This is a genomic window from Sphingobium sp. JAI105, from assembly GCF_015752145.1.
Classification (GTDB): Bacteria; Pseudomonadota; Alphaproteobacteria; order Sphingomonadales; family Sphingomonadaceae; genus Sphingobium; species Sphingobium xenophagum.
Map to the genome: position 1 here is coordinate 1 of NZ_JADOUC010000002.1, position 23,488 is coordinate 23,488.

17 protein-coding genes are annotated in these 23,488 nt (G+C 61.8%); 10 read left to right on the forward strand and 7 right to left on the reverse strand.

From position 1 onward, the window contains the following. The 3 genes from IWY39_RS17480 to IWY39_RS17490 all read left to right on the forward strand — a co-directional run. A partial coding sequence (locus IWY39_RS17480; RefSeq protein WP_196871660.1) for an alpha-glucosidase occupies positions 1-1,465 on the forward strand: 1,465 nt, incomplete at its 5' end. Next, positions 1,462-3,519, forward strand: coding sequence for a glycoside hydrolase family 97 protein (locus IWY39_RS17485; protein ID WP_107125667.1), 2,058 nt, complete (start codon positions 1,462-1,464; stop codon positions 3,517-3,519). The genes IWY39_RS17480 and IWY39_RS17485, both read left to right, overlap by 4 nt. Before the next feature lie 143 nt (positions 3,520-3,662). After that, positions 3,663-5,159, forward strand: a complete 1,497-nt coding sequence (locus IWY39_RS17490) for an MFS transporter (RefSeq protein ID WP_107125668.1) — start codon at positions 3,663-3,665, stop codon at positions 5,157-5,159. A 32-nt stretch (positions 5,160-5,191) separates the two neighbouring features. Here the strand turns inward: IWY39_RS17490 and IWY39_RS17495 are convergent, their stop codons facing one another. Both IWY39_RS17495 and IWY39_RS17500 read right to left on the reverse strand, forming a co-directional pair. Then, on the reverse strand, positions 5,192-7,408 hold the full coding sequence (locus IWY39_RS17495; protein WP_107125669.1) for an amylo-alpha-1,6-glucosidase: 2,217 nt from the start codon (positions 7,406-7,408) through the stop codon (positions 5,192-5,194). A gap of 8 nt (positions 7,409-7,416) precedes the next feature. Continuing rightward, positions 7,417-8,511, reverse strand: coding sequence for a glycosyltransferase family 4 protein (locus IWY39_RS17500; protein ID WP_107125670.1), 1,095 nt, complete (start codon positions 8,509-8,511; stop codon positions 7,417-7,419). Positions 8,512-8,811: 300 nt separating this feature from the next. On the opposite strand from IWY39_RS17500, the gene IWY39_RS17505 reads away from it, so the two are divergent. Then, positions 8,812-9,642 carry a 23S rRNA (adenine(2030)-N(6))-methyltransferase RlmJ gene (locus IWY39_RS17505; RefSeq protein WP_107125671.1) on the forward strand — a complete coding sequence of 277 codons (831 nt, stop codon included), beginning with the start codon at positions 8,812-8,814 and terminating at the stop codon, positions 9,640-9,642. A gap of 58 nt (positions 9,643-9,700) precedes the next feature. Further along, the gene (locus tag IWY39_RS17510) at positions 9,701-10,981 is read left to right on the forward strand and encodes a cation:proton antiporter (protein WP_107125672.1); all 1,281 of its coding nucleotides are present in this window, start codon (positions 9,701-9,703) and stop codon (positions 10,979-10,981) included. A gap of 83 nt (positions 10,982-11,064) precedes the next feature. Here the strand turns inward: IWY39_RS17510 and IWY39_RS17515 are convergent, their stop codons facing one another. From IWY39_RS17515 to IWY39_RS17530, 4 genes are all read right to left on the reverse strand, one after another. Next, positions 11,065-13,188 carry a TonB-dependent receptor gene (locus IWY39_RS17515; RefSeq protein WP_107125673.1) on the reverse strand — a complete coding sequence of 708 codons (2,124 nt, stop codon included), beginning with the start codon at positions 13,186-13,188 and terminating at the stop codon, positions 11,065-11,067. Between the two features lie 225 nt (positions 13,189-13,413). Continuing rightward, entirely contained in the window at positions 13,414-13,845 is a 432-nt protein-coding gene (locus IWY39_RS17520) for a DUF3299 domain-containing protein (protein ID WP_229380709.1), read from the reverse strand. Positions 13,846-13,915: 70 nt separating this feature from the next. After that, on the reverse strand, positions 13,916-15,235 hold the full coding sequence (locus IWY39_RS17525; protein WP_107125674.1) for an ABC transporter permease: 1,320 nt from the start codon (positions 15,233-15,235) through the stop codon (positions 13,916-13,918). Beyond that, positions 15,232-15,903, reverse strand: coding sequence for an ABC transporter ATP-binding protein (locus IWY39_RS17530; RefSeq protein WP_107125675.1), 672 nt, complete (start codon positions 15,901-15,903; stop codon positions 15,232-15,234). Before IWY39_RS17530 ends, IWY39_RS17525 begins: the two co-directional genes overlap by 4 nt. Before the next feature lie 226 nt (positions 15,904-16,129). Between IWY39_RS17530 and IWY39_RS17535 the strand changes: the two genes are divergently transcribed. Beyond that, a complete protein-coding gene (locus IWY39_RS17535) occupies positions 16,130-18,211 on the forward strand; it encodes a TonB-dependent receptor domain-containing protein (protein WP_107125676.1) in 2,082 nt (693 codons plus the stop codon). 122 nt (positions 18,212-18,333) lie between these two features. Then, on the forward strand, positions 18,334-18,990 hold the full coding sequence (locus IWY39_RS17540; protein WP_107125677.1) for a hypothetical protein: 657 nt from the start codon (positions 18,334-18,336) through the stop codon (positions 18,988-18,990). Between the two features lie 61 nt (positions 18,991-19,051). Here the strand turns inward: IWY39_RS17540 and IWY39_RS17545 are convergent, their stop codons facing one another. Further along, on the reverse strand, positions 19,052-19,456 hold the full coding sequence (locus tag IWY39_RS17545) for a MerC domain-containing protein (protein WP_107125678.1): 405 nt from the start codon (positions 19,454-19,456) through the stop codon (positions 19,052-19,054). An 85-nt stretch (positions 19,457-19,541) separates the two neighbouring features. On the opposite strand from IWY39_RS17545, the gene IWY39_RS17550 reads away from it, so the two are divergent. From IWY39_RS17550 to IWY39_RS17560, 3 genes are all read left to right on the forward strand, one after another. Then, positions 19,542-20,765 (forward strand): GTP-binding protein, encoded by a 1,224-nt coding sequence (locus IWY39_RS17550; protein WP_107125679.1) that lies wholly within the window; start codon positions 19,542-19,544, stop codon positions 20,763-20,765. After that, complete coding sequence (locus IWY39_RS17555) at positions 20,762-21,358, forward strand: DUF1826 domain-containing protein (RefSeq protein ID WP_107125680.1); 597 nt, start codon at positions 20,762-20,764, stop codon at positions 21,356-21,358. Before IWY39_RS17550 ends, IWY39_RS17555 begins: the two co-directional genes overlap by 4 nt. 75 nt (positions 21,359-21,433) lie before the next feature. Continuing rightward, positions 21,434-23,488, forward strand: coding sequence for a S46 family peptidase (locus IWY39_RS17560; RefSeq protein ID WP_107125681.1), 2,055 nt, complete (start codon positions 21,434-21,436; stop codon positions 23,486-23,488).

Sequence of the window (23,488 nt, forward strand, 5' to 3'; positions counted from 1 at the left end):
TGCGATCTGGCTGTCGCCCGTATTCAAAAGCCCCATGCGCGATTTCGGCTATGACGTGTCCGATTATTGCGATGTCGATCCCATTTTCGGCACGCTTGCGGATTTCGACGCGCTGGTCGCCCGCGCCCATGCGCTTGGCCTGCGCGTGATCGTCGATCAGGTATGGGCGCATACGTCGGACCAGCATGGCTGGTTCGTCGAAAGCCGGGCCAGCCGCGACAATGCCAGGGCCGACTGGTATGTCTGGGCGGATGCCAAGCCGGACGGATCGCCCCCCAATAACTGGCAGTCGGTGTTCGGCGGCCCGGCCTGGACATGGGATGCGCGGCGCGGCCAATATTATATGCACAGCTTCCTGCGCGAACAGCCGCAGCTGCACCTGCATCACCCGGACGTGCAGTCCGCCATCTTCGACATTATCCGCTTCTGGCTGGACCGGGGCGTCGACGGCTTTCGCATCGACGCGATCAACCATTCGATGCACGATCCGAAGCTGCGCGACAATCCGCCAGCCCCCGACGATGGCAGCGTGCGCACCCGGCCATTCGATTTCCAGCTCAAACTGTATAGCCAGAGCCACCCGGACCTTCCCCTGTTTCTGGAAAAGGTCCGCACCGTCTTCGACGCCTATCCCGATCGCTTCACCGTTGCAGAGGTCGGCGGCGCGGACAATGACCGGGAAATGAAGGCCTTCACGCAGGGCGACCATCGCCTCAACACCGCCTATGGCTTCGACTTCCTCTATGCCCCCGCGCTGACCAGTTCGCTCATCAGGGACGCGCTGCAAAAATGGCCGGCGGAACAGGGAATCGGCTGGCCAAGCTGGGCCTTTGAAAATCACGATGCCCCCCGCGCCGTGTCGCGCTGGGGCAAGGGTCATGATCCGGACACCTATTGCCGGATGAAGATGCTGCTGCTCGCCTGCCTGCGCGGCAATATCTTCCTCTATTATGGAGAGGAACTGGGCCTGCCGCAGATCGACATCGCCTTTGAGGATCTTAAAGACCCCGAAGCCATCGCCAACTGGCCGCTGACCCTGTCGCGCGACGGCGCCCGAACGCCGATGCCCTGGATTGCCGACGCCCCCTATATGGGCTTTTCCACCGCAAAGCCCTGGCTCCCGATCGGCGAAGCGCATCGCCCGCGCGCGGTCGACCGGCAGGAGGCCGATCAGGCATCCCTGCTGCACTGGACCCGTCAGGTGCTGGCGCTGCGCAATGCCTCCCCTGCCCTGCGCAGCGGCACGATGACGTTCCATAATCTGCCCGGCGACCTGCTCGCCTTCACGCGCAGCCATGCGGATCAGCAGATGCTGTGCATTTTCAACCTCGGCGACCAGTCGGCGCACTGGACACCGGACGATGCCGACCATTGGCGTCCCCTGCTGACATGCGGTGACGCCGCCCCATGGCATTTCCCGCCTGCCTCCGCCCTCGTCGCCCAATATCAAGGATCTGTTTCATGACGCGACTGACTGCGCTTGCCCTGCCGATTTTCGCCCTGTCGCTCGCCCCTGTCGCCGCGCGCGCAGATGTCGTTGCCAAGGCCGCCTCGCCCGATGGTCGCATCACGCTCACCGTCAGTCTGGATGGCGAAGGCCGCCCCAGCTACGCCGTGCAGCGCGATGGCCAGCCGCTGATCGCCGACAGCCGCCTGGGCTTCATGCTGACGGACGCTCCCAAGATCGAACGCAACCTGATGCTGGCCGATACGAAGCGCGATCGCAGCGACACGACATGGACCCAGCCCTGGGGCGAATGGGCGACGATCCGCGACAATCACAGCGAAATCCGCCTCGCCTTCCGCGAAAAGAGCGATCTTGAACGGACGATGGACGTCACCTTCCGCCTGTTCGACGATGGCGTCGCCTTTCGCTACACCCTGCCCGATCAGCCCAATCTGCACCATGTCAACATTGCGGAGGAACTGACCCAGTTCGCCTTCGCCCAGCCCGGCACTGCCTGGTGGAAACCCGCGTTCGAATGGAACCGGGAGGAATATCTGTACAACAAGACCCCGCTCGATGCCGTCGGCACGGCGCAGACGGTGATGACGGTGAAGCTGGCGGGCGGCACCCATGTCGCGCTGCATGAAGCGGCTCTGGTCGATTATAGCGGGATGAATCTGGCGCGGGTTCAGGGCAACACCTTCCGCGCCGCGCTGACGCCGGGCGCAGGCGCACCCAAAGTCTCGCGCAATGCCGGCTTCTCGACGCCATGGCGCACCATCGCGATCGCGGACGATGCGGCGGGCCTCTACATGAACCACATGATCCTCAACCTCAACGAACCCAACAGGCTGGGCGACGTGTCGAGCTGGATCAAGCCGGGCAAATTTGTCGGCGTGTGGTGGAACATGATCAAGGGCGATTGGAGCTGGGCGCGCGGTCCCAAACATGGCGCGACCACCGCCAACGTCCGGCGCTATATCGACTTTGCCGCCGCCAGCGGCATCCCCGCCGTCCTCGTGGAAGGATGGAATGTCGGCTGGGACGGCAACTGGTTCGGCAATGGCAACGCCATGAATTTCTCTCAACCGACCGAGGATTTCGACGCCGACGGGCTGGCCGCCTATGCCAGGTCCAGGGGCGTGACGCTGATCGGTCATCATGAAACCGGCGGGTCGGCCAGCCATTATGACGGCCAGCTGGACAGCGCCTTCAAATGGGCCGCCGATCATGGCGAGCGCGTGGTGAAAACCGGCTATGTCACCGATGCGGGCCAGATCGAGCGCGTCGATGCCGATGGAACCCGCCATCGCGAATGGCATGAAGGCCAGTGGATGGTGAACCACTATCTGCGCGTCGTGCAGACGGCGGCGAAATATCATGTCAGCATCGACAGCCATGAACCCGTCAAGGACACCGGGCTGCGCCGTACCTATCCCAACTGGGTATCGCGCGAAGGCGGGCGCGGCATGGAATATAATGCATGGATCGGCGGCAAGAACCCGCCCGAGCATGAGGCCAATCTGGTCTTTACCCAATTGCTGGGCGGGCCGATGGACTTCACGCCGGGCGTGCTTAGCCTTTCCGGATCGGAAGGCAGCGCGATCCAGTCGACGCTGGCCAAACAGCTTGCCCTCTATGTAGTGCTCTATTCGCCCGTCGTGATGGCAGCCGACACGCCTGAAAATTACGCAAAATATCCCGGCCCGTTCCAGTTCATCAAGGATGTGCCGACCGACTGGTCCGACACTCGCGCGCTCAATGGAGAGGTCGGCGATTATGCCACGATCGCGCGCAAGGAAAAGGGCGGCGATGACTGGTATCTGGGTGCCGTGGGTGATGAAGAAGCCCGCGCGGTTCAGGTGACGCTCGATTTTCTGGTTGCGGGACGAAGCTATATCGCGGAAATCTATCGTGACGGGCCGGGCGCTGATTATCGCACCGATGCGCGCCATGCGATCGTGATCGAAAAGAAGGCGGTCAGGAAAGGCGACATATTGACGATCGCAATGGCGCCCGGCGGTGGTCAGGCGATCCGCTTCGTGGCTGGCGGCAAGGCGCGCCGCCGCTGATCCTATACCCTGTCCTACAGGCAGGCAAATCTCTATGCTGCAACGCTGCCCGCATGGATGGCCGCTTGTTCGATAGGATCAGGATCGGGTAATAAAATTTCAGAATTGCCGGGAAATATGCGAAGTTAAGGGGCGGATGCAGGATGGACGGTCACACAGGCAGCGCGAGCGCGAGCCGCCCCCGGCAGGGTTTTGCAGGGCTATGGAATATCAGCTTCGGCTTCTTTGGCATCCAGATCGGCTTTGCCCTTCAGAACGCGAATATGAGCCGCATCTTCCAGTCGCTGGGCGAAAGTCTGGACGATCTTGCATTGCTGTGGATCGCCGCGCCCCTGACCGGCCTGCTGGTCCAGCCGATCATCGGTCATTATAGCGACCGGACCTGGTGCCGCTTTGGTCGGCGGCGACCTTACTTCTTTGTCGGCGCGCTGTTTGCTGCGGCGGCGCTGATCGGGATGCCCCATGCGCCCGGCTTGCTGGCGGCAGCGATGATGCTCTTGATACTCGACGCATCGCTCAACGTGTCGATGGAGCCTTTTCGCGCCTTTGTCGGCGACATGCTGGCAAAGGATCAGCATATGGCCGGCTATGCCCTGCAAACCGCCTTCATCGGCGCGGGCGCAGTGATCGGTTCCGCAACACCCTGGCTGCTTGATCATATGGGCGTTTCCAATGTTGCCGCTGCGCAGGGCATACCCGACACGGTGCGGATCAGCTTCTATATCGGCGGGGCGGCCCTGTTCCTCGCTGTCCTTTGGACGGTGCTGACGACGCGCGAATATGCGCCCGATCAGATGGCGCGCTTTGCGCAGGCTGACGGGCAACCACCCGCCGCCTTGCCGGCCGATCGGGCCATGCCTGCGGGCGGGCCGGGCTGGATCGTGGCCGGCGGCGTCATATTGGCGATCGTATGGGCCTGGTCGCTTGAAAAGGAACTCTATCTGCTGGGCGCGCTGCTGGCGGCCTATGGCTGCGCGCGCCTCGTCGCGCGTCGGCTCCATGCGCAGGGTCGCAGCGACAATCTGCTCAGCCATGTCGTCGGTGATTTTGCGACCATGCCACCGCTGATGAAGCGACTGGCGCTCGTCCAGTTCTTCACCTGGTCGGCCCTGTTCATCATGTGGATCTACACCACGCCCGTCGTCGCCCAATATATGTTCGGATCGGCCGATCCCACCAGCCCCGCCTATAATGCCGGTGCGAACTGGGTCGGCATCCTGTTCGCCGCCTATAATGGCGTGGCCGCCCTGGCCGCTCCCTTCCTGCTCCAGCCACTCGCCCGTCGCATCGGCCAGGCCAATACCCACGCCATCGCGTTGATGCTGGGCGCGCTGGGCTTTCTCTCCTTCCTGTTCCTGCGCGACGCGCAACTGCTGCTCCTGTCGGAGATCGCGATCGGCATCGCCTGGGCGTCGACCCTCGCCATGCCCTACGCCATGCTCGCCTCCAGCGTGCCGCAGACAAAGCTCGGCATCTATATGGGACTGTTCAACGCCTTCGTCGTCATCCCGCAACTGCTGGTCGCGACCGTGATGGGCACGATCATGCGCCACTTCTTCCCGACCGAACCGATCTGGACGATGGCCTTTGCAGCCGGTGTCATGATGCTGGCATCCATCGCGACGCTACGTTGCCGATAGGGGGGGAGGCGCGCAAATCGGCAAGTCGCGTCTCAGGCAATCGTCACGATCCGGGCGTCGCCATCATGCTTCATGGGTTTGACCACCACCTGATCGCCCAGTCGATCGAACATGATATCGACCCTGTAGGGACCGATGCTCAGATCCTTGATGGCGAGGCTGTGGAGGAAATGCGGCAGCTTGGGCTGGTGAAAGGATATTTGCGCCGTCGGGACATCGAACCTCAGCCCCAGGCTCGACTGGATCAGCGCCAGCGGCGCCGCCGCCGACCAGGCCTGCGGGCTGCACGCCACCGGATAGAATGTCGGCCCCTGCGACCGACGGCGGGGAAAGCCGCAGAACAGTTCGGGCAGGCGCATCATGTCCACATAGGTGGCGGCGGCGAACAGCCCCTCGAATATCTGCGCGGCCTCCCGCTGATAGCCATAGCGCGCAAAGCCCCCCGCGATCAGGGCATTGTCATGCGGCCAGATCGAGCCATTATGATAGCTCATGGGATTATAGCGCGCCTCGGTCGAGGCGATGGTACGCACGCCCCAGCCGGAAAAGGAAGCAGGCGCCATCAGCGTCCGGACGACGGCCTCGACCCGCTCCTCGCGCGCCAGTCCTGTATAAAGGACATGACCTGCATTGGACGATCGCACCCTGCATGGTCGCTTGTCGCCATCCAGCGCAAGCACATAGGTACCCAGTGCCGCGTCAAAGAAGGCGGCGTCGAACCGGTCGCGCAAACGCGCCGCGCGATCGCGATACTCGGCGGCGCGCGCCTCCTGGCCAATCGTCGCGAACAGCGCCCCTGCTGCCTGCCACGCGCCATAGACATAGGCTTGCACCTCGGCGAGGGCTATCGGCCCGCGCGCCAGCGTGCCATCGGCGTGAAAGATGGAATCGTGGCTGTCCTTCCAGCCCTGATTTTGCAACCCCTGGTCGGTCAGGCGACCATATTCGACAAAACCGTCACCGTCGCGATCGCCATGGGTGTCGATCCACTCCAGAGCCGCCTCGATATGCGGCAATATGCTCGTCAGGAAGGCAGCGTCGCCGGTCCGTTCCAGATAGGCGCCCGCCAGCATCACGAACAGGGGCGTTGAATCGATGCTCCCATAATAGTGGCGGAACGGCACCTCGCCCAGTTCCGCCATTTCTCCATGCCGCACCTCATGCAATATCTTGCCAGGTTCAGCGTCCGCCGCCGGATCGAAGCTGGTGGCCTGATGCGCGGCAAGATAGCCCAGCACGCCACGGCTGATCGCCGGGTCCATCCACAGCGTTTCGAGCGCAGTAATGATCGCGTCCCGACCGAACACCGTGCTGAACCAGGGAATGCCCGCATAGGGATAGGGGCCAAATTCGGTATCTGTCGACAGCATCGAGATATCGGCAACCGATCGACGGGCAACCTCGTTGAACAGGTCATTGGAAGAATGCAGCGTCGCACCACGCCTGCGCGCCGTGCGTAGCGCCCCCATGGCCTCCCGCAGCGATTTGAGGAACTGCTTGGGAAGCGGCTCCGTCGCCTCAGTCCGTTCGCAGCAGATGCGGGTGAACAGCGCGCAACGCTGACCCGGCGGAAGGGTCACCTCGAACCGTGCATGGCTGTCGGTCAATGCGTCGGGCATGGGATCGAAATGCAGATGCGTCTGCCGTTCGCGATCATCGCGTCCGACATAACCGAGCAGGACATCGGCCGCGCCGACTTGCGGTTCGCACATCGTCCCCCGGCGCAACCGCGTCATGCCGCGTATCTCGAACAGGTCGGCAAAGTCCGCCGCGAAGCTGAAATCGACGCTGACCTGACGCGTTTCCGCGTCGAAGTTGCGGATAGTGACACGCTCATACAACGCATCCTTCCACAAAAAGCGCGTGCGCCGCAGGTGGATGAGATCATGCTCCACCGCCACCCGCCCGTCGTCCCCGAAAAAGTCGGGGTTGGTCAGGTCGCATGTCAGCATGGCATTATCGTCGCGCAGCGCCGAACTCAGCAGGATCGGCCGCATGGCGTTGATGGTAAGATAGAGGTGGGAAAGGTACCGGGTATCGCAGTGATACAGCCCCTCCGGACTGCCCGGCCCGGAGATCGCGTCACCGCTATGATCGAACACGGCAAAGCTGTTGCCATATTTGAGCGTGCGCGGCCTGCGTTCGTGGAGCGAGGCGGTCGCGGGGATGAAAAATTGGGTTTGCGCCTGGGACAGCGCTTGCCCTCCAGCGATACCCGGCATGTCGGGCTGGGGCTGACTCAGGGTCATGGCGTCTCCTATGCGACGATCTGCAATTCGGCTTCCACGCCCCGATGACGCCGCAACCGGGCGGCATCGGTACGGGCACCGGGCAAATCATGGTACAGGGCCACATAGTCCGCTGCCATCCGCTGCGCCGTGAAACGTGCGTCGAATGCGGCACGTACCCGCCGCCGATCCAGATCAGGCAGCGCCGCGATGGCCGCCACCGCTTCATCCTCGCTATCGACGATGAAGCCGGACACGCCATGTTCGATCACTTCGGGCACCGAACCGCAACGGAAGGCGATGACCGGCGTGGCGCAAGCCATCGCCTCGATCATGACCAGGCCGAACGGTTCGGGCCAGTCGATCGGAAACAGCAACGCGGCAGCCTCGCCCAGAAACTGGGCCTTTTGCTGCTCGTTGATCTCGCCGATAAATTCCACATTGGGATAATGGTCCACCAGCGGCGCGATTTCGCGTTCCCAATAGCTGCGATCGACAGCATCGATCTTGGCCGCGATCTTGAGCTTGAGCCCCGATCGCGCGGCAATGCGGATCGCGCGATCGGGCCGCTTTTCTGGCGATATGCGCCCAAGAAAAGCGAGATAATCCTCGCCCGCGCCCAGCCGCGGCGCCAGCAGATCGGCGGGCAGGCCATGATAGATGGTGCCACCCCAATTGACCGGCGGCATGGGCAGCCGCTGATGATCGGAAATCGACACCAGGCTGTGCTGTGCAAAGGTGCGGTAGAATGGCAGCAGGTCTGGCAGGTCGAGCCGGCCATGCAGCGTGGTCACGGTGCGCCCGATGAAATCATGCGCCATCGGCAGGTGCAGCATGTCGATATGGAAATGCAGCGCGTCAAACTCGTCGGCGCGGCGGCGGACCTGCTCCAGCATCATCATATGATAGGGGATTGTGTCGACAACAGCGGGGTTGAGGCGCAACGCCATGTCCGTGATCGGCACGAGTTCCGCGCTGGTTTGCGAATCGCCACTGGCGAACAGGGTGACTTCATGGCCCTGACGGACCAGTTCTTCGGTCAGATAGGATACGATACGTTCGGTGCCGCCATATAGTTTCGGCGGGACACTTTCGGCCAGGGGAGCGATTTGCGCGATTTTCATACGGGCGTCCTCTCAAACGAGTTGAGCCCTTCGTCCCCCATCCACGACAAGGCTGCACCGCTACAAGCCTCCAGAAGCACGCAAGTTTCATGAACGACAATCTTTCGTCCATTCCTCCTCGTCGTCGGTCTGGGCACGCTCACGCAAATGGCCAACATACTGCTGAAGATGGCGGCTACGGATTTGAAGGTTTCCGCGTGACTCTATACGAGCATCCGATGTGTTGCTTCAATCGCCTCGCGCGCCGCTTCCCCACCCGGCGGCTTATATGAAGGCAGATCGTCAGGATTTTGAATCTCAATGAATTATCGCCATTCCTTCCATGCTGGCAATAGCGCCGATGTCGTGAAACACAGCCTGCTGATCGCCCTTGTCCGGGCGTTGCAGCAGAAAGAAGGCGCGCTGACCCTGATCGACACCCATGCCGGCTGTGGGCTGTACGACCTTGGCAGCGAGGAGGCCCAGCGCACCGGCGAGGCCATGCACGGCGTGCTGCGGGCGTTCGCCGACGCCAACCCGTTACTGGACGACTATCGCGCCGCCGTGCGGGCAGTGAATGACGGGGCCGAACCACGCCTTTACCCCGGCTCGCCGCATATTCTGGCGCAGCTTCTGCGTCCGCAGGATTTCCTGATCCTGAACGAAAAACATCCTGAGGACGTTCATGCCTTGCGCAGCGCGATGCGCGGCACGTCCGCCGCCGTGCATCAGCGCGACGCCTACGAGCTATGGCTGGCATTGCTGCCGACCCGAACGCCGCGCGGCGTGGTGGTGGTCGATCCGCCGTACGAGCAGACAGACGAACGCGCCCGTATCACAGCCACTCTGGCCGCCGCTACCCGCAAATGGGCGCACGGCGTCACGGTGATCTGGTATCCGCTGAAAGACCGCGCCACGCATTCACGGTGGAAGGACCAGTTGCGCAGGCTCGGCATCCCGAAGTTTCTGTGCGTGGAACATTGGCTGTACGATGACGACCAGTCCGGCATCTATAATGGAGCGGGTCTGTTCATCGTCAACCCGCCCTACGCCTTCACGCAGGCCCTGCCGCCTTTGCAAAACGCTCTGCGCGCCGCGCTGGCGCCGGAGGGGCATAGCGGCGAGATTACCTCCGATTGGTTGGGCAGGTAAAATCGCTGTCTTGCCTTGGATGATGTAGCCAATCCGACAGTTGCGTCGTTATCAGGCGATGCAGCAAATCATTTCAGCACCTGACCCCTATATCCTGATCCTCACCGGCGCCGGGCTACTGATAGCGCTGGTGGCATGGCTTCCATTGGCGCTCAAGCGCCTTCCGCTGTCCTTGCCCGTCGTCTGCATCGCCATCGGTATAGCCATATTTTCCTTGCCTGCGGTTACGCTGCGTCCCCTGCCGCTCACCTATCCCGAAGTGACCGAGCGCTTTACCGAATTCGTCGTAATCATCGCCCTGATGGGGGCCGGGCTGAAACTCGACCGACCTTTCAGCTGGGGCAAATGGAACATCACCTGGCGGCTGCTGGCCGTCACGATGCCGTTGGGCATCCTGGCCATAACGCTCATCGGTCAGTGGTGGCTTGGCCTCTCCTGGGTAGCAGCGCTGCTGCTGGCGGCCAGCCTTGCGCCGACCGATCCCGTGCTTGCTGCCGACGTTCAGGTAGGCCCACCCAAGTCCGGCGAAGAGGATGAGGTACGGTTCGGACTGACCTCTGAGGCGGGACTGAATGACGGCCTGGCATTTCCATTCGTGCATCTCGCCATCGCCCTGGGATTGGCGTCAACCACGGGCGAGCCCTGGGCTGCGCAATGGCTGTTGCACAATGTCCTGTGGGAAATTTCCGCAGGCGTTCTGGTTGGCTGGCTGATCGGCCGTCTGTTTGGGTGGCTGACCTTCCATATTCCCGCCGACACCCGATTGTCGAAGACCGGCGACGGACTGATCGCGATTTCCGCAACATTCATATCCTATGGCGTCACCGAAATCCTGCACTGCTACGGTTTCCTGGCCGTATTCGTTACCGCCCTAACGCTGCGGCGATCGCATCGGGATCATGCGTTCAACCGGCAAATGCATGATCTGACCGAACAAGTTGAGCGGTTGGCCATGATGGTGCTGCTTCTGCTATTTGGCGGCGCGCTGTTGAGTGGCATGCTCTGGCCGCTGCGGTGGGTCGATGTAGCGGCGGCCATCGTCATCCTGCTGGTGGTCCGGCCCTTTGCCGGGCTGGTAGCCCTTGCCGGGTTCCGCGCGAGCCGGGCGGAAAAGAGAACTATCGCCTTCTTCGGCATCCGGGGCGTGGGATCATTCTATTATCTTGCATATGGCCTCAATCACCTGAAGATTGATGAGGGGCCTCGCCTGTGGGCCATCGTCGGTTTGGTGGCCTTGCTGTCAATCCTGCTGCACGGCCTGACCGTCACCCCCGCCATGCGGATGCTTGATCGCTGGCATGGTCGCGATCCCGACGGGAACGGTTCCGCCGCTCATTAAATCGGCTAAGGAGCGCCGCTGCCTGATATGCCGCTGCCTGATATAATGTCCCGCCGCGGCAGCCGCGGCGGGACATCTGGCCTTCAGAAGCTGACGCGGGCCGTGACGCGGATGTCGCGTCCCGACAATGGCGCAAAGTCCTTCAGGAAGGAGGCATGGCGGCGGGCAACAACGTCGAAGATGTTGTTCGCCGACAGCGCAAAGCTCAGGGGACGCTCCATGCCCCAGGGGCGGTAGTTGACCTCGGCATTGACGAGCGTGAAGCCCTTCGTTTCCGTCTCGAAGTCCGATACGCGCTTCTGGTCATCCGTCCACTCAACCTCGCCGCGCACATCCACCTTGGGACTGGTGACGCCCAGACCGCCGAGCACACGCAGCGGCGGAATGCGGGGCGCGGGGCCCTCCCCGACGATCCGGGCATGGACATAGTCGCCCAGCGCATCGGCGACGAGTTTCATCTCGCCGAATGTGGCGAGGGTAACCGAACCTTGCGCTTCAAACCCGTAATATCGCGCCTTCGCCTGATTGAACTGATAGACGGGCAGGCCATCCTCTTCCTCGCCGGTCAGCCCTTCATAGATGAAGTTGGAAAACCAGTTATGATAGGCGGAGGCTTCGAAACTGTAATTGTCGCCCTTCCCGCGCAACACAGCTTCCACCCCCAATGCGCGTTCGGTCTTGAAATCGGGATTGCCGACTTCGAACGCCTGCGTCCCGGCATGCGGACCATTCGCAAACAATTCTTCTGCCGAAGGCGCACGTTCGGACCGCGAGATGTTGGCGCCCAGACGCCAATTGTCATTCAAGCCATAGGACGCGCCGCCGGAGAAGGAGAAAGTGTCGAAGGTCCGCTTGCCCGAAAAGAACTGGTCCTGTTCTTCGAGCGGCAGCGCCTGCAACTCGCTATGCTCATAGCGCGCGCCCGCTTCCAGCTTTACCGGGCCATAATCCAGGGTCTGCAGGGTGAACGCGCCGAACTGCTGCGTATCATTCTTGGGCAGGAAGGCTTCTTCGCCGACCACGTTGAAGTTTCGCGAATAATATTGAACGCCACTTGCGCCCTGCCACGGGCCACGATCGGCCTGCACCAGTTCGATGCGCCCTTCCATGCCCTTGTTGTAGAAAGCAGTGCCGACTTCGCCGCTCTCCTCCAGTTCGAAATGGCGATAGTCGGCATAGCTCGCGCGCGCGCGAATGGTCTTGAGGAAACCGCCGCCCGTTTCGATCTCCGCCCGCAAATCCAGTCGATCCTGCGCGAGATCGAGGCGCGGCGCCTCCTGTTCCTGGCCGGGTCGGGTCGCATAACGAACAGGCACGCCATAGAGGCTGTCATAGTGGCTGTAGGAAACGCCCAGATTGCCGGTCTCGGTAATCAGGGCAGCACCGACACCAGCAGTCCAGGTCTTGGCCTGGCTGTTGGGCAGCTTGCCCCGGATAGCGGCGTTGCCGGCAAAATCGATGGCTTCCTCGCCTTCTTCCGGCTCTTCTGCGGGAAGCTGGCTGGATGCCAGCGCTTCCGCGCGGGCACTGGGCGACAGGGCATAGCCACCGATGCGCATATTGTCGGATTTCAGATAGCTGCCGTCGGCGTGGACGACGAACTTGTCACCCAATGGTACGTCGACCGAACCCGCGCCGCTGCGCTCGTCGGCCGCGCTGCCATAGGTGGCGATCGCGTCGACATGAACAGGCTCTTCGGGCACGCTGCGCGGAATGCGCTTGTCAATGACGTTGACCACGCCGCCGATCGCCGACGCGCCGAACAGCAGCGACTGGGGACCGCGCAGCACCTCGATGCGTTCGGCCAGCAAGGGGTTGACCACGGGAGCGTGATCGACGCTGGTGTTGGACACGTCGATCGAGCCGATGCCATCGACCAGGACGCGGACGCGCTCCCCCTGAAGCCCGCGCAAAACCGGGCGGGACGCGCTGGGACCAAAGGAGGTCGCGGACACGCCGGGCGTATGCCGGAGCGTTTCGCCAATCGAAGGCCGGATGGCCTGGGTCAGCTCGCTGCCCTGAAGCACCGACGTGCCAGAGAGGATGTCGGACCGGTCACGCTGAAAAGGCGCAGTCACGATGATGTTGGCAGGGGTCTGTTCGTGCGATCCCGCTTTGGCTGACCCGTCATCCTCCGCCAGAGCGGGATGGCTTAGCGTCAGGACCGCAATGGCCGAACAAGTAGATAGTAGAAAACTGATGCGCATGGGGTACCCTTTTTATGATCCGAACCTCGGATCCTCTCCTGAATGCGCTCTTGGCGCGTTCCCCTGTCGCGGCTCTCTTATGCGGCTTTGTTTTTAGATACAATATATCATAAACAAATCGTGTCAAAATATTGCTGGATCGGCGCAAAGGGTGGTGAGGGGCAGAAACCCGCAGCCGGATTATGCCAGGCCAGCTAGCCTCATGACCCAGCCCCCCTCCGGGATTCAGGCCGGGCGCGCGTTCAACAGGCGATAAAAGATACCGCTTTCATCATAGCCGGTCAGTTGCAATGTCCCGGTTACGACATGCACCTTGCTTTCGTCGGTCGGGAAAGGAACGGCCGCATTGATCTCGATGAACTGATTGGGCAGCGCATGCATGTGGAAGGGGCAGCCGGGTGGATAGCCGAGCAGAACCCAATGTTTCTGCTTTAACCCGTTGTCGAGCGGCATCATCCAGCCCGCAATCTTGATCTGCTTGCCATTGAGGGCCTTCACCGCCGGCGGAAAGCTCGGCTTGGTGTAGATCATCATCGTCGCCTCGTCCGTGCGGTCGTTCAGCTTCGTTTGCTGGAGCAAAGACCAGGGCGTGCCGCCTGCAGGCGTTTTTGCCGGTTGCCACACATCTTTGGTCGGGGCTGGCTTGCCCAGTTGCATCGCGGCGCCAACCGGAATCGCGGTCAGCGCCAGCAGGGCAGGTAAAATCAAAAGGCGCATCATGGACTCCTTAACTGGATCGCGTCAGGCTGTCCGCCAGATCGAGGCGGAAGACGCGCAATGCGGGGATCAGGGATGCCACAAGGCCAATGGTCAGGACCGCAAGCAGGATCGCTGCTTCACCAGGCAAAAGCGTGAAGGGATCGAATCCGAAATCCCTGAGTTGCTCGAAGCTTTTGCGCGCCAACGCCAGCGCACCATGGCCCAGCAGCAACCCCGCAAGCCCGCCAATGGCCGAAATGACGAGCCCTTCCGCCATGATCGTTCCGAATATCTGCGCGCGGCTGGCACCCATGACGCGGAGCAACGCCAGATCGCCTTCCCGCGCCGACGCTGCCGCAAGCAAGGCGACAAAGATGGAAAGACCGCCGGTCGCCGCGAGCAGCCAGGCAAACGCGCGCGCACCATCAATGCCGACACCCAGAAGCGACAGGAGCCGGGCCGTCTCAACGGCGGGCACCGCGGCCTGCATGTTGGTTTGGCGGTTGATCATCGATGGTATGCATACAGCGCCGAACGCGGACCTGTAGGATACCAGAAGCGCCGTAATTTCCGGCTTCAACTGTTCCCGCTCGGTCAGATTGGCAGGCCCATCATGCGCGTCATGATCCGTATCATGATGCTCGGCCGCTTCATGCTGATCTGCACCCATCGCTCCATGCTCATGTGCATGCTGGCCCTCGTGCAATTCCTCCTCGTCATGATGATCATGCTCGATGCCATGCACCTCCCAGGCGCTTTCCACATTGGAGAGGATGAGGCGATCCATCACAGATCCGGTAGGCGCGAGGATGCCGACGGTGGTAAAAGGGGTATGGTCATGATGGCCGGCATTTTCGTCTTCGGTCAGCCCATGCGATCCGACGAAGCGCTGTCCAAGCGTCATGCCGAGTTCGTCGGCCACCCGCGCGCCGATGACGACTTCCTGCGCCTTGGCGAACATCCGCCCCTGCGCCAGCTTCGCATCCTGAAGGCCAAGATAGGCCGGCTCGGTCCCGACGATCCGGAAACCCCGGAAATTGTCCCCCAGGGCAAGCGGGATAACCTGCCGCACGGATGGATCGCGACGGAGCAAGGCAATGCTGTCCAGGGGAATGTTTCCCGTGGGCGTATCCATCTGGTAGATGCTGGACAGGATCAGTTGCAGCGGCGACCCCTTGGCCCCCACGACCAGATCGACGCCGCGTGCGTCGCGCTCGAAGCGATCGCCCAATTGGGTGGATACAGACAGCAGCATGACGAGCATGGCAACGGCCAATGACAGCAGCAGGATGTTGAGCGCGCTCATCAGCGGACGATCGCGCAGATAGGCCAGGGCAACGCGGATCATTGGATCGTGCCCCCTTGGGCGCCCAGAGTGATGGTATGCGGGATCATTTTTCTAAGACGCTGATCATGGGTTGCGATCAGCAGGGTCGAACCGTTGCGATCCGCCGCTTCGATCAGCAGCGAAGCCACCCGCGCAGCATTGTCATCGTCCAGTGCCGATGTAGGTTCGTCCGCGATCAGCAGGCTGGGCCTGCCTATGAGCGCGCGCGCGATGGCCGCTCGCTGGGCCTCGCCCTGGCTCAGGCGACGGGGCTTGGCGGCGGCGCGGTGGGCGATCCCCAACTGGGCAAGCAGCCCGTCAATCGCATCGTTCGTTGTGGGATGACCGCTCAGCCGTCCGGCCAGATGCAGATTCTGCCGCACGGTCAAAGCCGAAACAAGGCGCAGCGACTGGAAGATCAGGCCAATCTTGTTCCGCCGAAGGGCATCGCGCGCCGTCTGGCTGCGCCCTGTCATGGCCTCGCCATCAACCATGATCTGGCCCTTGTCAGGTGCCAGCAGTCCGGAAATGGCGTGAACCAATGTCGTCTTGCCCGATCCTGACGGTCCCAGGAGCAAATGATGCACCCCACGGTCCAGCCGGATTGCCAGGTCATTCAGGACCGGCGTCGGGCCGTAACCATGGGTCAATCCGGCGATATCCAGAACCGGCGAAGCGGGGGATTGCATATTGTCTCCCAAGAAGATGGCCGTAAAAACCTTGGTTGAATGTCACGGTGTATCATAACGATCAACTGTGCAAGCTTCCACTCTTGTCACGCCCCAAATGCCAGAAACATTATGTAACCATCTGGAAACATGGGTTTGTTCTGCAAAATTTTTGCCCATTCGGGGCTGTTTCATGATATGATATTACGTAACTGCGCCCTACTCAAATCATTGGCAGGGGCATTTTGTGAGAAATCACCTTCATTATCTATGTGCCGTATCGCTCATCGCGATCGCACCCGGAACGGCAGTTGCCCAGGCGGGCGGTCATGGCAAAAACGACATTGTCGTGACAGCGGCGCCACTGGGCCAGACGGCCGATGAAACCGTTACACCGGTCGTGACGCTCACAGGGGAAGAACTGATCCACCGTCGCACGGCGACTCTGGGTGAAACGCTGGCCGGCCAGCCTGGCATCAATTTCGAGAATTTCGGCGGCGGCGCCAGCCGTCCGATCATTCGCGGCCAATCCTCGCCCCGCATGCAGGTGCTGAGCGACAGCGCCAATGTGCAGGACGCCTCGGCGATCTCGCCGGACCACAATGTCACGGGCGAGCCGCTATTGCTGCGCGGGATCGAGGTGCTGCGCGGTCCCGCGACCCTGCTCTATGGTAGCGGTGCGATCGGCGGTGCGGTCAACCTGCTGGATGAAAAGGTGCCGATCTACGTTCCGGAAGGGGGCATCGCCGGCGCAGCCGAAGGCCGCTTGGGCACGGGCGATGACGAGCGCAGTCTCGTAGGCGGTGTGACCGTGGGCGTCGGGCCGCTGGCGCTGCGGGTTGAAGGCGTCCACCGCCGCTCCGACGACTATCGGGTTCCTCGCGCCTTTGGGGAGGACAGAGTGCATGGCTCCTACAATGACACATCGACCTTCAGTGTCGGGGGAAGCTGGATCGGCCCGGACGGCTATCTGGGCGTTGCCTATACCCGCCAGCGCAATGAATATGGCGTGCCGGGCCACAATCATGATTATGAAAGCTGCCATCCCCATGGCATCGGCCTGCATTGCGGCAGTCATGGAGAAGAAGAGGAGCATGATCACGACCATGATCATGAGCACGACCATGAGGAGGAAGTGCCGTTCGTGAAGCTGCGGAGCAATCGCTTCGACATTCGCAGCGATTATAACAATCCGGTGCCCGCGCTGGAGAAGGTACGCTTCCGCCTGTCCTTCACCGACTATGCCCATGATGAGATCGAGGATGGAGAAGCGGAAAACACCTTCCTCAACAAAGCCCACGACCTGCGTGTGGAGCTGACCCATGCACCGCTGGGGGGCTTGCGCGGCACGTTCGGCATCCAACAGAGCGGCAGCCGGTTCCAGGCGATCAGCGGCGGCGAGACTCATACGCTGAATACGGACAGCAGCAATACCGCGATATTCCTGATGGAGACCTATTCGCTCGGCCCTGTCCGGCTGGAGGCAGCCGCCCGGCAGGAATGGCAGACGGTAAAGTCGCTGATCACCCGCTATCCGTCGATCAGGCACAAGCCCTTTTCTGCCTCGGCCGCCGCGATCTGGAATGTAGGCAGCGATTACTCGCTCGCGCTGTCGCTGGCGCATACCGAACGCGCGCCTTCGGTGCAGGAACTTTATGCCTATGGCCTGCACCTTGCGACCAACACCTATGAGATCGGGATCGTCAGCGGCAACAGCCGCCTTGCCGAAAAAGTATCGCAAGGCGTTGAAAAGGCGAATTCGGTCAACCTGACGCTGCGCAAGACGGCAGGGCCGACGACCTTCACCATCGGCGCCTATCATCAGGACTTCGACAATTATATCTACGCCCAGACGCTCGACCAGTTCGAAGATTTCCGTCTGATCCGCTATGCCGGGGCAAAGGCTACCTTCACCGGCATCGATGGGGAAGTGCGCCATGCCTTCAACGATCAGTTCGCCCTGTCGGTGTTCGGCGACTATGTTCGCGCCAAGCTGAAAAATGGCGGCGGCGACCTGCCGCGTATTCCGGCCGGGCGCCTTGGCGCACGCGGCGATGCGCATGTCGGGCCGTTCACGGCGGATGCGGAATATTATCATGTGTTCGAACAGGACCGGATCGCAGCCTTTGAAACGCGCACGCCGGGCTATGACATGGTCAATGCCACGCTCGCCTATCGCCTCGAACTGGGGGACAAGCGCAGCGCGGAACTGTTCGTGCGCGGCACCAACCTGACCAACGCGTTGGCGTATAACCATAGCTCGTTCATCAAGACCTTCTCTCCGTTGCGCGGCCGCAACTTCGTGTTCGGCCTGCGGGGGGCATTCTGAGCAAGACGGAAGGAACAGCGCGGCGACCGTCCGCGCTGTTCCGCCATATCGAGGCGCTTCAGGGCGATCGGCCCTGGGGCAGCTTTCTGGACGCGGGAACAGGCACCAATTCGATCGACTGGGTGTCGGGGCTTGCAACCGATCGCTGGGTCGCCGTCACCGGCGCGGCGGGCCATGCCGTTCAGGTGCGTGACGCATCGGATCGCGTTCGCCGACCGCAGGACAGGATCATCGTCGGCAACTGGGCCGATCCGACGCTGCTGGCAGGCGAGCGTTTCGATACCATTCTCGCCGATTATCTGATCGGGGCGATCGAAGGCTTCGCACCCTATTTTCAGGAACGCATGTTCGCCCGCCTGCGGGCATTGGCGCGCGGGCGGCTCTATCTGATCGGGCTGGAACCCTATATCACTGAGCGTGCCGGGACGCGCGATGGCCAAATCCTGGGCGATATCGGTCGATGGCGCGACGCGGTCCTGCTCCATGCGGGCGAGTGGCCCTATCGTGAGTTCCCGATGGAATGGGTGCTGGAACAGATGACGGCATCGGGTTTTCGCATCGTGAACGCGCATCGCTTCCCCATCCGCTACCAGCGCCGGTTCGTGGACAGTCAGATCGACATGTGCGCGCCGCGGCTTTCAAGGCTTGGGGATCGGTCGCTGGCGGCGGCGCTGCACGCGCGGGGCGAAGCCTTGCGACAGGACGCCTTGGCCATCATCGCGCGCGAAGGCGGGCTGCGGCATGGTTTCGACTATGTGATTGCGGCGGAGGCAGGCTGAGAGGCCCGCAGCACGGGGGGCGTTACCGGGAAATGCGGATTGCCCTCTTTTTAGACCCCGCTCATGCGCCGGCTTTCCGGCTTTGGCTTGCTAGCCGCAGCCCTTGCCAGTTCAGCGCGTGACCGATCGCCAGCAAAAGCACGCCAGGGACGGTAAACGCTGTTTCCATCCATTCCGATGATGTCGCAAGTGCCCCGATTGCCATCAGTGCAAGGCCCGGCAGGGCGATGAACAGGGGGGCGGCAGCCCTGTGATGTCGATAGCCAGCAGACAGCGCGACCAGGCTGACCGGCGCAGCAAAGACGAGCGCCCAGACATGAAAGGCTTCCGGCACGACCAGAAATGCCCCCAGCGCGGGCAGCAGCATGATCAGCAGCGGCAGGGCCAGACAATGAATGAGGCAGGCAAAGGATGCTCCGATCGCCAGCCCGTCGAAGAGCGGCTGCCTGGAGGATAATAGTTTCATGACATTCTCCGACCGACGCTGGACAGACGTCGCGCATATCCGTATCAGAGATGATATACCGTCACATAAAGGTCAAGGGCAGAATATGGCTTCCACTGACAATCGGCTTCCGGTCACCGTGCTTTCGGGCTTCCTTGGCGCGGGCAAGACCACCACCCTCAATCACATCCTCGCCAATCGCGAGGGACGGCGCGTCGCGGTGATCGTCAATGACATGTCGGAAGTGAATATCGACGCCGATCTCGTGCGCGGCGGCGACGCGGCGCTCGCGCGCAGCGAGGAGAGCCTGGTCGAGATGACCAATGGCTGCATCTGCTGCACCCTGCGCGATGACCTTCTCAAGGAAGTGCGCGCCCTTGCCGAGGCAGGCCGTTTCGACAGCCTGGTGATCGAGAGTACCGGCATCTCCGAGCCTTTGCCGGTCGCTACCACCTTCTCCTTCCGTGACGAGGATGGCAACAGCCTCGGCGACGTCGCCCGGCTCGACACTATGGTCACGGTGGTCGATGCGCTCAACCTGCTTACCGACTATTCCAGCCAGGACTTCCTTGCTGATCGCGGTGAAAGCCTGGGCGAAGATGACACACGCAGTCTGGTCGGCCTGCTGGTCGAGCAGATCGAATTTGCCGATGTGGTCGTGATCAACAAGGCAAGCGCCGTGCCTCCTGAACAGCTTGCGATCGTCAAGAAGCTCGTCGCCTCGCTCAATGCCGATGCGCGCATCATCACCTGCGATCATGGCAAGGCGCCGCTCGATGCCATGCTCGACACCGGCCTGTTCGACGAGGAAAAGGCCGCGGAGCACCCGCTCTGGGCCAAGGAGTTGTACGGTTATGCCAACCATCAGCCCGAAACCGAAGAATATGGCATAGAAAGCTACGTCTATCGCGCGAGCCAGCCCTTTGACCCGGCGAAGCTTCACGCCTTCCTGACCGATGGCGGACTCGACAATGTCGTGCGCGCCAAAGGCCATTTCTGGCTGGCGACGCGACCCGACTGGGTCGGCGAACTGGCCGTCGCCGGCGCGCAGACGATGACGGCGCGGATGGGACGCTGGTGGGCATCCATCCCGAAGAACCACTGGCCCGACGATGACCGCTTCGAACGCTTCGTCGCGCAGCATTGGAACGATGTCTGGGGCGACCGACGGCAGGAACTGGTGTTCATCGGCATCGGCATGGACGAAGCGCGCATCCGCGCCCGGCTCGATGCTTGCCTGCTCCCGGTCAAGCGCTTCACGCCAGAGATGTGGACCGGCCTGCGCGACCCCTTCCCAAGCTGGGAGCCGCAGCTGGAGGCCGCGGAATGACCGTGCAGACAATGTGCAGCACGGCGGTCGTGACGGACCTTGACGCCAATATTCTAGCGCGAATCCGGGAACCGGACGTACATCTGGCGCTGTGGCGCAGGCCGCTACCCGGCAGCCTTTCGCCGCTATTATCGCTCAATTGGGAAGAGATCGACGATATCGACGAGCCGATCTCACACGACACGCTGGCGACCGACATTCCTGCCCTTGTCGAGGCAGCAGGCTATGACGCAATGGTCGATGCGCTAACAAATGAGATCGTGCCGCTATGCCAGCGCTTTGCCGACATCATGGATTGCGTCCAGATGAGATTACGTCTGGAAGTGATCGAGACGGACGCGTGCCGGAAATTTCATGCCGACAATGTTTCCGCACGCTTGCTGATGCCGTTGGTCGGACCCGGCACGCAATGGATACATGCCGGGGACGATGAGAGCATTTACGAGCTGCAACCCGGCGAAGTCGGATTGTTCAAGGGATGGAGATGGACCGAGAATCCGCGCATTCTCCATCGCTCGCCTCCCGTCGCGGCAACGGGCGCAACCCGCCTGCTCTTCGCGCTCAATCCCGTCGAACGGAACGAAGGCGCCTGACGGCGATTTTTTCCTCGATCTTCGACGACAGATGCCCAACATTGCATGAATAAATTTCGACCCGGAGGCAGGTGCATGACGTTCCTTCACACATTGGCGCGATATCCCGCCATCCTCTCGCTCGCGATCATCGCAGCCGGTCCCGCCGCGGCTGAGGAAGGCATGTGGACCTTCGACGCATTTCCGGCAAAATCCGTGCGCGATCGCTATGGCTGGGCCCCCGATCAGGCCTGGCTGGACCATGTCCGCAAATCAGCGGTCCGGCTGACCGGCGGCTGTTCGGCAAGCTTCGTATCGAGCGCAGGCCTGATTCTCACCAATCACCATTGCGTCGCGAGTTGCCTGTTCGACAACAGCACCGCACAAGCCGATTTGCTCGACAAGGGTTTCATCGCTGCCCGCCGCGAGGATGAAAAGCTGTGCCCCGGCCAGCAGGCGGAAATCGTGACCGCCATCGCCGATGTCACCGGAACCGTGCAGAACGCCTATAAGGGCATGTCAGGCGAAGCGCTGACCCGCGCGCGCGACGCCGCCATTGCGAAGGTGGAGGCGGATGGCTGCCCCGATCGCAAGACGACGCGGTGCCAGGTCGTAACCCTGTTCGGTGGTGGACAGTATAAGCTGTATACCTATCGAAAATATTCCGACGTGCGGCTGGTATGGGCGCCGGAGGACCGGGCAGCGACCTTTGGCGGTGATCCCGACAATTTCAACTTTCCCCGCTACTCGCTCGATGCCAGTTTCCTGCGTGCCTATGAAAACGGAAAGCCCGTCAAGCCTGCCGATCATCTCACCTGGAGCCCGCGTGCGCCCAAGCAGGATGAACTGACTTTCGTCGTTGGTAATCCGGGTTCAACGGCGCGGCTATGGACACAGAGCCAGTTCGCGTTCGAGCGCGAAGTACGCTTGCCAATCACGGTCGCTGTTCTGTCCGAACTGCGCGGACGACTGATCGCCGCGATGGAAACCAGCCCGGAAAAGCAGCGCGAAGGGCTCGACATGCTGAACGGCATCGAAAACTCGCTCAAAGTCTATATCGGCCGGACCAAGGCGCTGAACGACCCCGATTTTACCGGTAGGCTGGCTAAGGCAGAAACGGATCTGCGCGGGCGCAGCGGCGGCAATGCGGCCATAGGCGACCCATGGAAAGACGTGAGCGCGGCCGTACAGGACTATCGCACGCTCTACCTCCCCTACCGTTTCATCACGCCATCAAGCGATCTTTATGGCTATGCCGAAGCCCTGGTGATGGCGGCGAAGGAAAGGGCCAAACCCAATAGCGAACGCCTGCCGGGCTACACTGACAGCGCGCTGCCGCTGCTGGAAAGGCAGATATTGGACAAACGGCCGCTCTATCCATGGCTGGAAAAGCTGCAACTGTCCTGGAGTTTGTCCAAGGCGCGCGAATATCTGGGCGTGGACGATCCGGATACGCAATTGCTGCTGGGCAAGGAGAGTCCCGAACAACTGGCCGAACGGCTGGTGTCGCAGACCCGCCTTTCCGACCCTGAATATCGTCGCCAGCTATGGGAAGGCGGGTTGCAGGCGATAGAAGCGTCCAAGGATCCGCTGATCCAATATGCCCTGAAACTCGAACCGCGTCAGCGCGCCCTCAAACGTCTGGTCGACGAAAATTACCAGGGACCATTGACCGCAGCCGGCGGCAAGCTCGCCGAGGCGCGCTTCGCGGCCTATCGCGACGCGCTCTATCCCGACGCGACCTTCACCCTGCGCATCAGCTATGGCCAGGTGAAAGGCTGGACCGAACGCGGCAAGCCGGTCCCCTATTCCACGACCATGGGTGGCACGTTCGATCGCGCGACCGGCAGCGCACCGTTCGACCTGCCAACGGCTTTTGCCGCGCAACGTGGCAAAATCGATCCAGCTACGACCTATGATTTCGTGACCACCAACGACATTATCGGGGGCAATTCCGGCAGTCCCGTCATCGATCGCAGCGGCGCGGTGATCGGCGCGACCTTTGATGGCAACATCCATTCGCTGGGCGGCAATTACGGTTATGATCCGTCGCTCAACCGCACCGTGGTCGTTTCGACCGATGCGGTGCAGGAAGCGTTGGAGAAACTTTACCCCGCGCCTTGGCTGGTCACCGAACTCAAGGCGCGCTGA

What these genes read in the sequence shown, in the direction of transcription:
- IWY39_RS17560 (WP_107125681.1), top strand. Translation starts at nt 21,434, where the DNA reads ATGACGTTCCTTCACACATTGGCGCGATATCCCGCCATCCTCTCGCTC.
- IWY39_RS17550 (WP_107125679.1), top strand. Translation starts at nt 19,542, where the DNA reads ATGGCTTCCACTGACAATCGGCTTCCGGTCACCGTGCTTTCGGGCTTC.
- IWY39_RS17490 (WP_107125668.1), top strand. Translation starts at nt 3,663, where the DNA reads ATGGACGGTCACACAGGCAGCGCGAGCGCGAGCCGCCCCCGGCAGGGT.
- IWY39_RS17505 (WP_107125671.1), top strand. Translation starts at nt 8,812, where the DNA reads ATGAATTATCGCCATTCCTTCCATGCTGGCAATAGCGCCGATGTCGTG.
- IWY39_RS17525 (WP_107125674.1), bottom strand. Translation starts at nt 15,235, where the DNA reads ATGATCCGCGTTGCCCTGGCCTATCTGCGCGATCGTCCGCTGATGAGC.
- IWY39_RS17520 (WP_229380709.1), bottom strand. Translation starts at nt 13,845, where the DNA reads ATGCAACTGGGCAAGCCAGCCCCGACCAAAGATGTGTGGCAACCGGCA.
- IWY39_RS17485 (WP_107125667.1), top strand. Translation starts at nt 1,462, where the DNA reads ATGACGCGACTGACTGCGCTTGCCCTGCCGATTTTCGCCCTGTCGCTC.
- IWY39_RS17500 (WP_107125670.1), bottom strand. Translation starts at nt 8,511, where the DNA reads ATGAAAATCGCGCAAATCGCTCCCCTGGCCGAAAGTGTCCCGCCGAAA.
- IWY39_RS17515 (WP_107125673.1), bottom strand. Translation starts at nt 13,188, where the DNA reads ATGCGCATCAGTTTTCTACTATCTACTTGTTCGGCCATTGCGGTCCTG.
- IWY39_RS17510 (WP_107125672.1), top strand. Translation starts at nt 9,701, where the DNA reads ATGCAGCAAATCATTTCAGCACCTGACCCCTATATCCTGATCCTCACC.
- IWY39_RS17545 (WP_107125678.1), bottom strand. Translation starts at nt 19,456, where the DNA reads ATGAAACTATTATCCTCCAGGCAGCCGCTCTTCGACGGGCTGGCGATC.
- IWY39_RS17555 (WP_107125680.1), top strand. Translation starts at nt 20,762, where the DNA reads ATGACCGTGCAGACAATGTGCAGCACGGCGGTCGTGACGGACCTTGAC.
- IWY39_RS17530 (WP_107125675.1), bottom strand. Translation starts at nt 15,903, where the DNA reads ATGCAATCCCCCGCTTCGCCGGTTCTGGATATCGCCGGATTGACCCAT.
- IWY39_RS17495 (WP_107125669.1), bottom strand. Translation starts at nt 7,408, where the DNA reads ATGACCCTGAGTCAGCCCCAGCCCGACATGCCGGGTATCGCTGGAGGG.